The organism is Serratia sp. 22264 (assembly GCF_052045345.1).
In the GTDB taxonomy this organism is placed as follows: Bacteria; Pseudomonadota; Gammaproteobacteria; order Enterobacterales; family Enterobacteriaceae; genus Serratia; species Serratia plymuthica.
Genome location: NZ_JBQEOY010000006.1, coordinates 1 through 14,349, shown reverse-complemented (window position 1 = coordinate 14,349; position 14,349 = coordinate 1). Strand labels below are relative to the sequence as shown.

General features: G+C 58.1%; 14 protein-coding genes. 9 read left to right on the top strand and 5 right to left on the bottom strand.

The window, feature by feature from the left end; genetic code table 11:
• Window positions 1–3: 3 nt before the first annotated feature.
• Entirely contained in the window at window positions 4–1,074 is a 1,071-nt protein-coding gene (gene yncE / locus ACTJJ1_RS18905) for a 7-bladed beta-propeller protein YncE (protein ID WP_440834846.1), read from the bottom strand.
• Between the two features lie 393 nt (window positions 1,075–1,467).
• Between yncE and ACTJJ1_RS18900 the strand changes: the two genes are divergently transcribed.
• On the top strand, window positions 1,468–1,617 hold the full coding sequence (locus ACTJJ1_RS18900; protein ID WP_440834844.1) for a hypothetical protein: 150 nt from the start codon (window positions 1,468–1,470) through the stop codon (window positions 1,615–1,617).
• 269 nt (window positions 1,618–1,886) lie between these two features.
• On the top strand, window positions 1,887–1,946 hold the full coding sequence (gene ypfM, locus ACTJJ1_RS18895; RefSeq protein WP_100396732.1) for a protein YpfM: 60 nt from the start codon (window positions 1,887–1,889) through the stop codon (window positions 1,944–1,946).
• A 120-nt stretch (window positions 1,947–2,066) separates the two neighbouring features.
• Here the strand turns inward: ypfM and acrD are convergent, their stop codons facing one another.
• Complete coding sequence (gene acrD / locus ACTJJ1_RS18890; RefSeq protein WP_122289038.1) at window positions 2,067–5,201, bottom strand: multidrug efflux RND transporter permease AcrD; 3,135 nt, start codon at window positions 5,199–5,201, stop codon at window positions 2,067–2,069.
• Between the two features lie 284 nt (window positions 5,202–5,485).
• Between acrD and ACTJJ1_RS18885 the strand changes: the two genes are divergently transcribed.
• On the top strand, window positions 5,486–5,764 hold the full coding sequence (locus ACTJJ1_RS18885; RefSeq protein ID WP_004951791.1) for a winged helix-turn-helix domain-containing protein: 279 nt from the start codon (window positions 5,486–5,488) through the stop codon (window positions 5,762–5,764).
• Window positions 5,765–5,791: 27 nt separating this feature from the next.
• Here the strand turns inward: ACTJJ1_RS18885 and narL are convergent, their stop codons facing one another.
• The gene (gene narL, locus ACTJJ1_RS18880) at window positions 5,792–6,424 is read right to left on the bottom strand and encodes a two-component system response regulator NarL (protein ID WP_004951788.1); all 633 of its coding nucleotides are present in this window, start codon (window positions 6,422–6,424) and stop codon (window positions 5,792–5,794) included.
• 150 nt (window positions 6,425–6,574) lie between these two features.
• Window positions 6,575–8,257, bottom strand: a complete 1,683-nt coding sequence (narQ, locus tag ACTJJ1_RS18875) for a nitrate/nitrite two-component system sensor histidine kinase NarQ (protein WP_006327142.1) — start codon at window positions 8,255–8,257, stop codon at window positions 6,575–6,577.
• 360 nt (window positions 8,258–8,617) lie between these two features.
• Between narQ and napF the strand changes: the two genes are divergently transcribed.
• From napF to nudK, 6 genes are all read left to right on the top strand, one after another.
• A complete protein-coding gene (gene napF / locus ACTJJ1_RS18870) occupies window positions 8,618–9,112 on the top strand; it encodes a ferredoxin-type protein NapF (protein WP_440834840.1) in 495 nt (164 codons plus the stop codon).
• Window positions 9,105–9,368, top strand: coding sequence for a chaperone NapD (gene napD / locus ACTJJ1_RS18865; protein ID WP_020453913.1), 264 nt, complete (start codon window positions 9,105–9,107; stop codon window positions 9,366–9,368). The genes napF and napD overlap by 8 nt, the downstream gene beginning before the upstream one ends.
• Window positions 9,365–11,851, top strand: coding sequence for a nitrate reductase catalytic subunit NapA (napA, locus tag ACTJJ1_RS18860; protein ID WP_440834838.1), 2,487 nt, complete (start codon window positions 9,365–9,367; stop codon window positions 11,849–11,851). Before napD ends, napA begins: the two co-directional genes overlap by 4 nt.
• 52 nt (window positions 11,852–11,903) lie before the next feature.
• Window positions 11,904–12,353, top strand: coding sequence for a nitrate reductase cytochrome c-type subunit (napB, locus tag ACTJJ1_RS18855; protein WP_004951775.1), 450 nt, complete (start codon window positions 11,904–11,906; stop codon window positions 12,351–12,353).
• An 11-nt stretch (window positions 12,354–12,364) separates the two neighbouring features.
• Entirely contained in the window at window positions 12,365–12,982 is a 618-nt protein-coding gene (napC, locus tag ACTJJ1_RS18850) for a cytochrome c-type protein NapC (protein WP_037433454.1), read from the top strand.
• Window positions 12,983–13,112: 130 nt separating this feature from the next.
• A complete protein-coding gene (gene nudK / locus ACTJJ1_RS18845; RefSeq protein ID WP_006327138.1) occupies window positions 13,113–13,688 on the top strand; it encodes a GDP-mannose pyrophosphatase NudK in 576 nt (191 codons plus the stop codon).
• 70 nt (window positions 13,689–13,758) lie between these two features.
• On the opposite strand, the gene ACTJJ1_RS18840 is transcribed toward nudK, so the two are convergent.
• The coding region (locus tag ACTJJ1_RS18840) for a transketolase-like TK C-terminal-containing protein (RefSeq protein WP_440834835.1) at window positions 13,759–14,349 on the bottom strand (591 nt) is incomplete at its 5' end.

Sequence of the window (14,349 nt, the reverse complement as noted above, 5' to 3'; positions counted from 1 at the left end):
GTCTCACAGTCCGCCAAGGTTGATCTTAATCAGATAGTCCTGCTTCTTCTCCATCTCTTCCTTGGACTGCTTGATGCTGGCGAAGAGCGTATTGCCGTCTGCGGACAGCGCGAGGCTATTGGGCAAGGCGGTGGTAGTGATGCTGTTTTTCACCTGGTAGCTGTTGCTGTCAACGATGCTGATGCGCTTGGCTTCACGGTGGCTGATGTAGATCTCACTGCGGGCAGGGTTGAACAACACCGCCAGGGAATTGATCACGTCAATCTGGTGCAGGATTTTCCCGCTATTCACATCGACAACCAGCACCTTAGGCAGATCGGGATCGGTGATGAAAGCGCGGCCGGTTTTGCTGTCCAGACTGATGTTGAGGAAGAAGTGTTTCTTGGCGGGTTCAACCACCACGCGTTTCAGGATTTTGTGGCTGGCGGTGTCCAGGGTGATCAGTTCGCCGCCGCCGTTGACGCAGTAGAGACGGCCACGTTCGCTGTCCAGCGCCATGCCGGTCGGGTATTCGCCCATGTTGCTCAGGGTGGCGATTTTCTTCCGATTGGCGGTATCGATAACCCACAACACGCCTTTTTTCGCGGTGCCGGAGACATACAAACGCTGGTTTTTCTTGTCGAGCACCATCTCGCGCGTTGGCGTGAACTGGTCTTCTTTTACGCTTTCATCGAGCTGAATGGTGGCGAGTTCTTTGCCTGTCTGGGTGTCGATCACCGTCACCGATCCGTCCACGGTATTGCCGATATACAGCAGATGCCGTTGTTCATCCAACGCGGTGGCGAAGGCGCGGCGTTGGGTCTGAATATTGGCGTCGGTGGCCAGTGTGGCCGGGTTGACCCGATAGACGATACCGGTGTTTTTCCCTTTGGCGAATGAAGGCGTAGAGGCGGCAAACAGGGTGTTGTTTTCGCCGTCAAAAGCCAGTTCGTACAGGCCATATCCTACCGGTTTGGTCTGGAAATGGCTTTCGGGCAGTTCGGCTGCCAGCGTTGAGCAAGACAACAGCAGCAGGGCAGACGTCAGGGCGCTGAGAGAGAAACCTTTGGTGGGGGCGAACAGGGGCATGGACATAGACATTCCTTTACATCAATTTACGATTTATTGATGCTAATGATATTGATAATTAATATCAATATCATTTAATTAATCATTGATGTGTATTGATATTACTTATTGAAATTAAATTATTTTTCTTTGGTTTTAGGATTTTGTGTTCCGGTTGTTACGTCTTTTTTCTGCTTGTTTATAAGATGTAATGATTTTCATTTCGTTTTTATTGCTGGCAGATATCCGCTATATTCGCCCGGCTTTTGTTAAGAACTGTAAATAAAAATACAACATTCAGAAGTGGGTACAGCGCCGTGCGCAGTGGCTGCCAAGGCCGTGCCCGCGCTCTACGTTTGCCGCATTGGGCGCTCTGTGAGCTACAACACCAACCGGAAACAGGCTCGATTAGGAACAGTGATGATTTATCAACAATCCATGGGAAAACGCTCCAGCATCGCGACGGTCATTGCTTTGGCATTGATGGGCGCGCCTCAGGTTTACGCGCAGGAAGAGGGGGCGAATATCCGCAGCTTGAAGGACGCCGCTACAACCTTGGCTTGCGCGTAGATTTCTAAACGTTTTTGAGCGATTTACCCGGCCGCTGGCCGGCAGCGGCCGGTATTTTACGGCGCAGCACCGGCTTTTATGCTTTCTGCACGTGTTGGCGATGACGCTTATCGCAACGGGGAATATGCCGAAATGCCCTTGGGTAGGATTAATACGAAAATGTGCGCCAACCCCGGTTTCCGTGGCCGGCATCGTTCCCGAAAGGCTTCACTTGCTCAAAAAACAGGCGTAGAATTCGCTTCGTCTAATAATTGAGGTTGTAAAGTATTATGGTTGATCGTGAGTTAGGAAACTGGAAAGACTTCATCGATGAGATGTTAGGCAACTGACACTGCGCTGAAGCTGAGAACAAGGTTGGTTTATTTGTCGGTATTTGAAACACCTTGGGAGCGACATTCTCGTTCAAGATAAAGCAGCATCGGTTTGCCGATGCTGCTTTTTTATGCCTGCTATTCCGCGTTTTCCGCGTTTGCCGCCGGCAAGGGTTTACCCGGGAAGCGGCGCCGCACCAGCACAAAGAACAACGGCACGAAGAAGATCGCCAGCAGGGTGGCGGATATCATGCCGCCCATGACCCCGGTGCCGACCGCATGCTGGCTGCCGGAGCCGGCACCGCTGCTGATGGTCATCGGCAATACGCCGAAGATAAAGGCCAGCGAGGTCATCAAAATCGGCCGCAGGCGCATGCGTGAGGCCTCCAGCGTGGCGGACATCAAATCCTGCCCTTTGTGATTCAGCTCGTTGGCGAATTCGACGATCAGAATGGCGTTCTTCGCCGACAACCCGATGATGGTCAGCAACCCAACCTGGAAGTAAACGTCATTCTCCAGCCCGCGCAGCCAGGTCGCGGCGACGGCGCCAATCACCCCGAGCGGCACCACCAGCATCACCGAGAACGGAATCGACCAACTCTCGTACAGCGCAGCCAGGCACAGGAACACAATCAGCAACGAGAGAGCGTACAGCGCAGGCGCTTGTGAGCCGGAGAGCCGTTCCTGATAGGACATGGCGGTCCATTCCAGGCCGAAGCCGGTCGGCAGTTGGCTGACGATTTTCTCCATTTCGGCCATGGCGGTGCCGGTGCTGACGCCTTCCGCCGCCTCGCCGACGATCTCCACCGCCGAGCTGCCGTTGTAACGCTCCAGGCGCGGGGAGCCATATTCCCAATGTGAGGTCGAGAAGGCCGAGAACGGCACCATGCCGCCTGCGCTGTTGCGCACATACCATTTGTCGATATCGCCAGGCAGCATGCGGAACGGCGCGGCGGCCTGCACGTACACCTTTTTCACCCGGCCGCGATCGACAAAGTCGTTGACATAGGTCGAGCCCCAGGCGGTGGACAGCGTGTTGTTGATGTCATCGACAGCCACGCCGAGCGCTTGCGCCTTGCGTTGATCAATATTGATTTGCAACTGCGGGCTGTCGTCCAGGCCGTTATGGCGAACGCGAGCCAGCAGCGGGTTGTCCCCCGCCAATTGCAGCAGTTGGTCGCGCGCCGCCATCAGCTTGGCGTGGCCCAGCCCGGCGTGGTCTTCCAGCTCCATATCGAAGCCGGCGGAGTTGCCCAGGCCGGTAATCGCCGGTGGGCTGCTGGCAATCACCCGCGCCTCGTTAATCTTGCTGAACGCATGGGTGGCGCGTTCGATGATATCGAAAGAGGTATTGGCGCCGGAAGTGCGCAGATCCCAGTCTTTCAAACGGATAAACATGCGCGCCACGTTCTGCCCGTTGCCGCCCGGCCCGGCACCGATGGTGGAAAACACCGACAGCACATCCTGCTGTTCTTTGGTCAGGAAGTAGTGCTCGACTTTTTCCACCACTTTGGCGGTCTGTTGCAGGGTAGAACCCGGCGGCAATTGCACCTGTACGGTGAATACCCCGCGGTCTTCCTGCGGCAGAAACGAGCTCGGTAGCTTGATGAACAGCAGCGCCATGCCGGCGAGCAGCAGCAGATAAATCGCCATATAGCGCAAGCTGAAATGCAGCACGCGCGCCACGCCGCGCTCGTAGCGATCGGCATTGCGATTGAACATGCGGTTGAACCAGCCGAAGAAGCCGCGCTTGCCGTGGTGATGGCCCTTGGCGAGCGGCTTGAGCAGCGTGGCGCACAGGGCAGGGGTCAGGATCATCGCCACCAGTACCGACAGCACCATGGAGGACACTATGGTGATCGAGAACTGGCGATAAATCGCGCCGGTGGTGCCGCCGAAGAACGCCATCGGGATAAACACCGCCGACAGCACCATGGCGATCCCGACCAGCGCGCCCTGGATCTGCCCCATGGATTTACGCGTGGCCTCGCGCGGCGGCAGGCCTTCTTCGCTCATCACCCGCTCGACGTTCTCCACCACCACGATGGCGTCATCCACCAGCAGGCCGATCGCCAGCACCATGGCGAACATGGTCAGGGTATTGATGCTGAATCCGAAGGCGGAAAGAATGGCGAAGGTGCCCAGCAATACGACCGGCACGGCGATAGTGGGGATCAGCGTAGCGCGGAAGTTCTGCAAGAACAGGTACATCACCAGGAACACCAGCACAATGGCTTCCAGCAGGGTTTTCACCACGTCTTTGATGGAGGCTTTAACGAACGGGGTGGTTTCATAGGCGACCTTCGCCTCCAGCCCGTGCGGGAAATACTGCGACAGCTCGGCGATTTTGTCCTTCACCAACTGGTCGGTCTGCAGTTCGTTGGCGCCGGAAGCCAGCTTGATGTTCATGCCGGCGGCCTGCATGCCGTTATAACGGCTGAGGAAGTCATAGTTTTCGCCGCCCAGCTCGATGGTGGAGACATCGCCCAGCGTCACCAGCGAACCGTCCTGATTGACCCGCAGGGTGATTTGCTTGAACTGTTCCGGCGTCTGCAGTTGCGACTGGGCGTTAATGGTGGCGTTAAGCGCCTGCTTGTCGACGGACGGCGTGCCGCCGAGTTGACCGACCGCCACCTGGGCGTTCTGGGACTTGATGGCAGTTACCACGTCCTCAGTCGTGAGCTGGTAACTGGTCAGTTTGTTGGGATCGAGCCAGATGCGCATGGCGTACTGCGAACCGTAAACGTCCATGCTGCCCACGCCGTTGATGCGGCTGAGCGGATCTTGCAGATTGGACACCAGATAATCGGCGATATCCTGTTTGTCCATGCTGCCGTCGGTCGAGACGAATGCCACCATCATCAGCGTGGTATCACCGGATTTTGATACCGTTACGCCCTGAGTCTGCACCGCCTGCGGCAGCCGTTTAATCGCCGCCTGCAACTGGTTTTGCACCTGCTGCATCGCCTCGTTGGGATCGGTGCCGGCCTCAAAGGTCAGCGTCACCGTGGCTCGCCCGGTGTTGGTGCTCTGCGACGACATATACATCATGTTGTCCAGGCCGGTCATGTTCTGTTCGATAATCTGGGTAACGGTATTTTCCAGCGTTTGCGCTGAGGCGCCAGGGTAAGTGGCGCTAATGCGAACGTTCGGCGGCGCGAGGTCCGGATACTGTTCGACGGGTAGGGAAAAGATCGCCAAAGCGCCGGTCAGGCAAAGAATAATTGCCAAAACCCAGGCGAAAATCGGGCGATCAATAAAAAAATTGGCCATGCAGCGCGAACCTCGTTATGACTTGTTCTATCTTTAAGACGCATCTGGATTGCGTTTACCAGCGGCTGGGAAGGATTCCGGCGTTACTGCACTTTACTCGCGAAGGGGAAGTAAAGCGTGGAGAAAAAAAGGAGATAATGTAAATAACGGTAGTAGTAGAAACCGGCAATGACGTCCCGACGACAGTGAAAAGCATCATTAAGACAATTTTATGACTATCAAGGGCCTGGCCGATCAAGGTTCCCGGAAAATAATCAGGACTCACCGCAAAGCAGGAGCTTGGCATGGAAATTAACCCGGTATTTGCCCGACGCCTTTATCTGTGTTGGCTGATCAGTCACAGTGAGCGGCCGAACGTTCCGCGTCTGATGGAAGTGACCGGCTGGCCGCGTCGTACTCTGCAAGACGTGCTGAAAGCCTTGCCTGGCCTGGGGGTGGAGTTGCAGTTTGTGCAGCAAGGCGTGCGCAATAACGACGGTTTTTACCGGTTGGAAAACTGGGGGCCACTCAACAAGAGCTGGATCCACCAGCATCATCAGACGCTGCTGGCCGCCATCGAGTAAACTTTCCCCGGCATGCCGGGGGAAGCATCATTGACTTTTGTGTTCCAGATACATCACCGTCGCCGCCACGCGTGAACGGACGTCCAGTTTGCGCAGCATGTTGCGGATATGCACTTTCACCGTTTCTTCGGAAATGTGCAGTTGTGCCGCCACCTGTTTGTTGGACATACCGCGCGCCACTTCCTGCAAGACGTCCAGCTCGCGTTCGGTCAGTTCGGCGAAGGGATCGTGTTGTTCGCTGCGGGATGACAGATAGTCCGCCACCGCATCGCTGATCACGTTCTGGCCTTCCGCCGCCGCGCGAATATGTTCCAGCAGCTGTTCCGGCTCACTGTCTTTCAGCAGATAACCGTCGGCGCCGGCGTCGATCAGCGCATAGACGTCGCTGCGCGAATCTGAAACCGTCAGTACGATGATGCGCGCATCTATGCTCTCATTGCGCAGCGCTTTCAACGTGTCCAGGCCGGACAACCCTTTCATATTCAGATCGAGCAGGATCACGTCCGGCGTATGCTGCAACGCGAGGGCAATGGCCTCGTTGCCGTCGCTGGCTTCGGCCACCACGGTAAACCACGGGTCCAGCCCCAGCAGCTGTTTGATGCCGCGGCGCATCAGAGGATGGTCGTCGACGATCAATACTCGGTAATTCTTCATCACCATGACATATGCTCCCTGTAGCGAGTAAAGCCACTCAAACACGCTGTGCAGCGCGCTTCACAGTGGGACAGACTCTTATAAAATAGTGGCAATCAACGCCGAAATAGCCCTCATCTCCGCCTAAAAGGTCACGAGGGGAGGAATGGCCCCGATTTATGGCGGAAATGTCAAACGGACTTCCGTGCCCTTGGGTTCACCTCGCTGGATGAGCAGCGTGCCTCCCAGCCGCGCGGCGCGTTCGCTCATGATGCTCAACCCATAATGGCCTTCCGGCTCGCTCAGGCTGGCGATGCCGCAGCCGTCGTCAACAATGCTGATGGCATTATCACCGCTCGCGGTGACCTCGCAACGGATCACTATCTCCCGTGCATCGGCATGTTTGATGGCGTTGACCACCGCTTCGCGCACAATCTGCAGCGCATGCACCTGTTGTTGGGCATCGAGCGCCTGGGAGGAAAGCCGACAGTGTAACTGAATCCGCGCGCCGGTTAGAACCTTTAATGGTGCCAGCAATTGGTGCAGCGCGGCGTTCAAATCGGCCTCCTGAATGTTCAGGCGGAAGGTGGTCAGCAACTCGCGCAACTGGCGGTAGGCGTCGGCCAGCGCGCGGTCAAAATCGTTAATGATCTCCTGCGCCTGCGGTGAACCGCCCGCCAGAGTGCGTTTCAGCAACGTCAACTGAATGCGCAAAAACGACAGCGCCTGGGCCAATGAATCGTGCAGCTCGCGGGCGATGGTGGCACGCTCTTCCATCAGCAAAAACTGCATGTGCTGTTTCTGCGCGCGATTGAAATAAACGCCGCGGCTCAGCATGTTAGCCACGCTTTGCATCAAATGCGGATGCGGCGGTTGATCCTGGTGCTGCCAGCAAAGTTCCCCCAGAGGTTTACCGTCCTGAACGATGGTAAGCCGCTGCCAGGCCTGCGTTGGCGACGGCGTGCCGCTGGTCAGTTGCCATTCGCTGAGGCTGTCCGCCACGTTCAGCCGGATGCAGAGCAACTGCTCGCTCTGGCGCACGATGTGCAGGACCTGCTCAAAGGCCTGCCGGCCAATTTGCCGCACGCTCAGCGCCTGTGAGCAGTTGTAGAGCACTTCGAGCGTCTCGTTCGCCTGTTGCAAACGCTGGGTTTTCTCCTGAACCTTTAACTCAAGAGACTGATACAGCTTGGCCAGATCGTCCGACATGGCGGCAAAGGCCAGCGACAGCACGCCCAACTCGTTCGGCAGCGCAATATCCAACTGCGGGTGGTGAAAATCCCGCTGTTGCACGCGCTGGCTGGCATCCACCAGATGTTTCAGCGGCGCCACGACCTGGCGGCGCATAAAGCGAATGCAAAACAGCACCAGCCCGATAATGGCGATATAACCCACCACGCTGATGGTCGCCACTATGGCCAGCTTGAGTTCGGAATAGCGTTGCAGCGCTAAAACGAAATGGTCAATCTGGTTAACGTAACCGGCGACGTTGGCCTGATAGTCTGCCGACTGCCCGGCCTGGATCTGCCGCGCCAGCCGCTGCCAGGTTTGCTGCAGCGACAGATATTTCTCACGGACGTCGGCAGGCACGTAAAAACGATCCAGCTTTTGCAGCGCCGGGGCCTGCAGGGAGTGTTGATATTGCTGCAGATGCTGATCCAGCCCCGTAGCCTGTCGGGTGAGATCGTAAGCCAACCGATAACTCTGCATGCGCAGCGAACCGGCGATATTTATCGCTTCGGCGTCACGCAGGCTGCCGGCGACGGTAGTCAACGCCAGCCCGGTGGAGATCACGGACAAAATAACGATGCAAAACAGCGCCTTGGCCAGGCTGCCGGTCACTGAACGTTTAACAAGCAATCACGGATCCTTTTCTCACGGGCGATGCGCATCGTCAGGTTTCATTCGAAAGCAAAATTATAAGTTTTGCAACTAAAATTCGCCGGGTTTTATCTCAAGATGTAAGCAACGGAAAAAACGCGCGTTGTATAATTAAATAGATAACGAATCAGCGAAAAGCGGGCGGCTAACTGCCCTTAAGCACAGTAATAGATTGATCTGGCGCAAGCTACCCCCGCATTTACCCCTTTAGGGTGATTATATACCCCTCGGACTCCTCTTATTTTACCCCCGTATTTTTCAGGGTTTTAAATCCATAGGCTATAGCCGCTGCCCGCAAACTGGCGTGTGGGCATGTTTGCAACCTCAAGGATAAACAGCATGACCGTATTGTCGCGGCGCAGGCTGCTCGGCGGACAATGGCGTCTCTCTTCGGCGGCGATCCGCCCCCCGTGGTCGCATCAAGAATCCCTTTTCATTGCCGGTTGCACCCGCTGCCAGGCCTGCATTCGTGCCTGTGAAAGCGGCGTGCTGATCGGCGGCCGCGGCGGCTTTCCCGAGATTGATTTCCAGCGGGCGGAATGCACGTTTTGCGGGCGTTGCGTACAGGCCTGCGAAGCGTCGCTGTTTCGCCCGCTGGCGGAAACCCCTTGGCGGCAATATGCGGCGTTTGGCGCCGATTGCCTGGCGCGCAGGGGCGTTGAATGCCGCAGTTGCCAGGACAGTTGCGAGCCGCAGGCGATCCGCTTTCGGCCGCGGCTGGGCGAGATGGCGCAGCCGATGCTGGATACGGCGGCCTGCAACGGCTGCGGCGCCTGTGTCGCCGGCTGCCCGGCGAATGCCGTCACCCTAATCCGGAGCGAAAACAATGAATAACGAATGGCACGTAAGCGGGCTGGTGGTACAGGCCCGGCCGGAAAACATTCCGCGGCTTGTCACGGCGCTGCTGGCGATCACGGACACGGAAATCCCGGTGCAGGATCGTCCGCAGGGCAAGCTGGTGGTCGTGATGCAGGCGGCTTGCTCCCAGGCGCTGCTGGAAAAAATTGAGTCGGTGCGCAATCTGGACGGCGTGCTGGCGGTATCGCTGGTTTATCACCAGCAGGACTTGCAAGGTGAGGTAACGCCATGAAACTCAGTCGTCGAGACTTCATGAAGGCTAACGCCGCGGTGGCCGCTGCGGCGGCGGCCGGGCTGACTATTCCAACGGTAGCGCAGGCGGTGGCGGGCAGCGCGGATGCCATCAAATGGGACAAGGCGCCCTGTCGCTTCTGCGGCACCGGCTGCGGTGTGCTGGTCGGTACCCAAAATGGCCGTATCGTCGCCTCGCAGGGGGATCCGGATGCGGCGGTCAACCGTGGGTTGAGCTGCATCAAAGGCTATTTCCTGCCGAAAATCATGTACGGCAAAGATCGTCTGACCCAGCCGCTGCTGCGCATGAAAGCCGGCCAGTACCATAAAGAAGGCGAGTTCACCCCCGTCAGTTGGGAACGGGCTTTCGACATCATGGCCGAAAAATTCAAACAGGCTTTGAAGGAGAAGGGGCCCGACGCAGTGGGTATGTTCGGCTCCGGCCAGTGGACGGTGTGGGAAGGCTATGCCGCCGCCAAACTGTTCAAAGCCGGGTTGCGCACCAATAACCTGGATCCGAACGCCCGCCATTGCATGGCTTCGGCGGTGGTGGGCTTCATGCGCACCTTCGGCATGGACGAGCCGATGGGCTGCTATGACGATATCGAGCAGGCTGACGCCTTCGTGCTGTGGGGCTCCAACATGGCGGAAATGCACCCGATCCTGTGGTCGCGCATTACCGATCGCCGTTTGAGCAACGAGAAGGTCAACGTGTCGGTGCTGTCGACGTATGAGCACCGCAGCTTCGAACTGGCGGATAACGGCATGGTGTTCACGCCGCAGACCGATCTGGCGATCATGAACTACATCGCCAACTACATCATTCAAAACAACGCGGTAGATCAGGATTTCCTCAATCGGCACGTCAATTTCCGCCGGGGAGCGACGGATATCGGTTACGGCCTGCGCGCGACCCACCCGCTGGAAAAAGCGGCGAAAAACCCAGGTTCGGATGCCTCCGAACCTATGAGCTTCGACGGGTACAAGGCTTTCGTGGCGGAATACACGCTGGAAAAAGTCGCCAAAATGAGCGGCGTGCCGGAAGACCAACTGGAAGCGCTGGCGAAGCTGTATGCCGATCCGAACATCAAGGTGGTGTCGTACTGGACCATGGGCTTCAACCAGCATACGCGCGGCGTTTGGGCCAATAACCTGTGCTACAACCTGCACCTGTTGACCGGCAAGATCGCCAAACCGGGCTGCGGGCCGTTCTCGTTGACCGGCCAGCCTTCCGCTTGCGGCACCGCGCGCGAGGTAGGCACCTTTGCCCACCGTCTGCCCGCCGACATGGTGGTCACCAACGAAAAACACCGCCAGACAGCCGAGCAGAAATGGCAGTTGCCGGCCGGCACCCTTCCGGCAAAGGTCGGGCTGCATGCGGTAGCGCAGGACCGTGCGCTGAAAGACGGCAAGCTGAACGCTTACTGGGTGATGTGCAACAACAACATGCAGGCCGGGCCGAACATCAATGAGGAACGGATGCCGGGTTGGCGCGATCCGCGCAACTTTGTGGTGGTGTCGGATCCTTATCCGACCGTCAGCGCCCTGGCCGCCGACCTGATCCTGCCGACCGCCATGTGGGTGGAGAAAGAGGGCGCTTACGGCAACGCGGAGCGCCGCACCCAGTTCTGGCGCCAGCAGGTGAAAGCGCCGGGCGAGGCCAAATCCGATCTGTGGCAACTGGTGGAGTTCGCCAAGCGTTTCACGGTGGAAGAGGTGTGGCCGGCGCAACTGCTGGAACAAAACCCGCAATACCGGGGCAAAACGCTGTACGACGTCCTGTTCGCCAACGGCGAGGTGAATAAATACCCGCTGACGGAAATCCCGGCGGACCAGCTCAACGACGAAGCGCGCGCCTTTGGCTTCTATCTGCAAAAAGGGTTATTCGAAGAATATGCCGGCTTTGGCCGTGGCCACGGTCACGATCTGGCGGCGTTCGATATGTACCATCAGGCGCGCGGCCTGCGTTGGCCGGTGGTCGACGGCAAAGAGACGCTGTGGCGCTACCGCGAAGGTACGGATCCTTATGTCAAAGCGGGGGAAGCGGTGCGTTTCTACGGCAAACCGGACGGCAAGGCGGTGATCTTCGCGCTGCCGTTTGAACCTGCGGCGGAAAGCCCGGACGGTGAATACGACCTTTGGCTGTCTACCGGCCGGGTGCTGGAACACTGGCATACCGGTTCGATGACCCGGCGGGTGCCGGAGCTGCATCGCGCCTTCCCGGAGGCGGTGCTGTTTATTCATCCTCTGGATGCCAAGAGCCGTAATCTGCGCCGTGGCGATAAAGTCAAAGTGTTGTCGCGCCGTGGCGAGGTGATCAGCACGGTCGAAACCCGTGGCCGCAATCGTCCGCCGCGTGGGTTGGTGTATATGCCGTTCTTTGATGCCGCGCAGTTGGTGAACACCCTGACGCTGGACGCCACCGATCCGCTATCGAAAGAGGTCGATTTCAAGAAATGCGCGGTGAAGCTGGAGAAGGTGTGAGTGCGCCTCGGTGCGTTCGACCCCCATTTTATTACCCGGGAGCCAAATAAAAATGAAAAGCCCTGTCGTGAAAAAGACGCTTGTCCTGTGGGCGGCGGCGTTGTCGCTGGCGTTTGCCGGCCTGGCCTTTGCCGCCGGCGATGTCGATCTCAGCCAGTCGCCGGAGGTCTCCGCCACCGCCGTCGGGCCAATCTCCACGCCTAAACAGCAGGAACGGATGGCGCTGAACTATGTCAATCAGCCGCCGATGATCCCGCACAGCGTGGACGGTTATCAGGTCAGCAAAAACACCAACCGCTGCCTGCAGTGCCACGGGGTGGAGCATTACCGCACCACAGGCGCGCCGCGTATCAGCCCGACGCACTTTATGGATCGTGATGGCCGGGTGCTGAGCGACGTCGCGCCGCGCCGTTATTTCTGCCTGCAGTGCCACGTGCCGCAAACCGATGCGGCGCCGATTGTCGGCAATGATTTCCAGCCCATGCCGGGCTTTGGGCGCTAAACGGAGGCCTTATGGCAGAACCTGATCACACCCCGACCGAAAAAAAAGCCGGCCCGTTGCTGCGGCTGTGGCGCTGGTGGCGCAGGCCCAGCCGCCTGGCCTTGGGCACGTTGTTGTTGCTGGGTTTTGGCGCCGGGATTATCTTCTGGGGCGGTTTTAATACCGGCATGGAAGCGGCGAATACCGAGCAGTTCTGTATCGGTTGCCACGAAATGCGCGAAAACGTGTATGAGGAATACATGGGCACGGTGCATTACAACAACCGCAGCGGCGTGCGCGCCACCTGCCCGGATTGCCACGTGCCGCACGAGTGGGCACCGAAAATGCTGCGCAAACTGAAGGCCAGCAAGGAACTGTACGCCAAGGCGTTCGGCCTGATCGATACGCCGCAGAAGTTTGACCAGCACCGATTGGCGATGGCCAGCAACGAATGGGCGCGGATGAAGGCCAACGATTCGCAGGAATGCCGCAACTGCCATAACTTCGAGTATATGGACTTCACCGCGCAGAAAACCGTGGCGGCGAAGATGCATGACAAGGCGGTAACCGAAGGCAAAACCTGTATCGATTGCCATAAGGGCATCGCCCACAAGTTGCCGGATATGCGCGACGTCCCCAACGGGTTTTAAACCCTTCAAGACCCATAGCCCCGCCGCTCTCCCGGAGCCGCGGGGTTTTTTGTTGCAAATCCGTTGTCGCTTGGGGACTCAATCGCGGTATCATTTTTGCGATCCAGCTAACGGAAAAGAAGAAGGGTTCATGTCGGCGAAAATTGAGAATGTGAAAAAAGAGCTGCTGTCGAATAACTGGTATGTGCTGCACAAGTACACCTTTGATTTGAAGCGCAAGGATGGCGGTTCCGTTCAGCAGATGCGCGAGGTATACGATCGCGGCAATGGCGCCACCATTTTGCTGTATAACCGCGCCAAGGGTACGGTGGTGCTGACCAATCAGTTCCGCATGCCGACCTACGTCAACGGCAACGACAGCGGCATGCTGCTGGAAGCCTGCGCCGGCCTGCTGGACGCCGATTCCCCGGAGCAGTGCGCGCGCCGTGAAGCGGTGGAGGAAACCGGTTTTCAGGTCGGTGACGTGAAGAAGATTTTCGAGGCCTACATGTCGCCGGGCGGCGTGACCGAGATCGTGCATTTCTTTATCGCCGAATACCATGACGATGAGCGCCGCGCTGCCGGCGGTGGTATCGAAGACGAAGATATCGAAGTAGTGGAGCTGCCGTTCACCGAGGCGGTGGCGATGATCGCCGACGGCAGGATCAAAGACGGCAAAACCATTATGCTGCTGCAATACCTGCAAATTCACCGAATTATGGCATAAAAAAGCCCGGCAAATTTGCCGGGCCTGGCGTCGTCATGTTCAGGGCGGAATAAGCCGCCCCTGCCGTGACTTACTTCAGCAGCGCCTGCGCCTTGGCCACCACGTTGTCCACGGTGAAACCGAACTCTTTGAACAGCTGGTCTGCCGGAGCCGACTCGCCAAAGGTGGTCATGCCCACGACGGCGCCGTTCAGGCCCACATACTTGTACCAGTAATCCGCGATACCCGCTTCCACCGCCACGCGCGCCGTAACCGAAGACGGCAGCACCGATTCACGGTAGGCCGCATCCTGCTTGTCGAACGCGTCGGTCGACGGCATCGACACCACACGCACTTTGGTGCCCGCGGCACTCAGCTTGTCTGCCGCTTCCACCGTGATGCCCACTTCCGAACCGGTCGCAATCAAAATCACTTCCGGCGTACCCGCGCAGTCTTTCAGCACGTAGCCGCCGCGGTACACGTTCGCCAGTTGTTCGGCGGTGCGTGGCTGCTGGGTCAGGTTCTGGCGCGAGAAAATCAGCGTGGTCGGGCCGTCGTTGCGCTCGATGCCGTACTGCCAGGCAACCGCCGATTCCACCTGGTCACACGGGCGCCAGGTGCTCATGTTCGGGGTCACGCGCAGGCTGGCGATTTGCTCGACCGGCTGGTGCGTCGGGCCGTC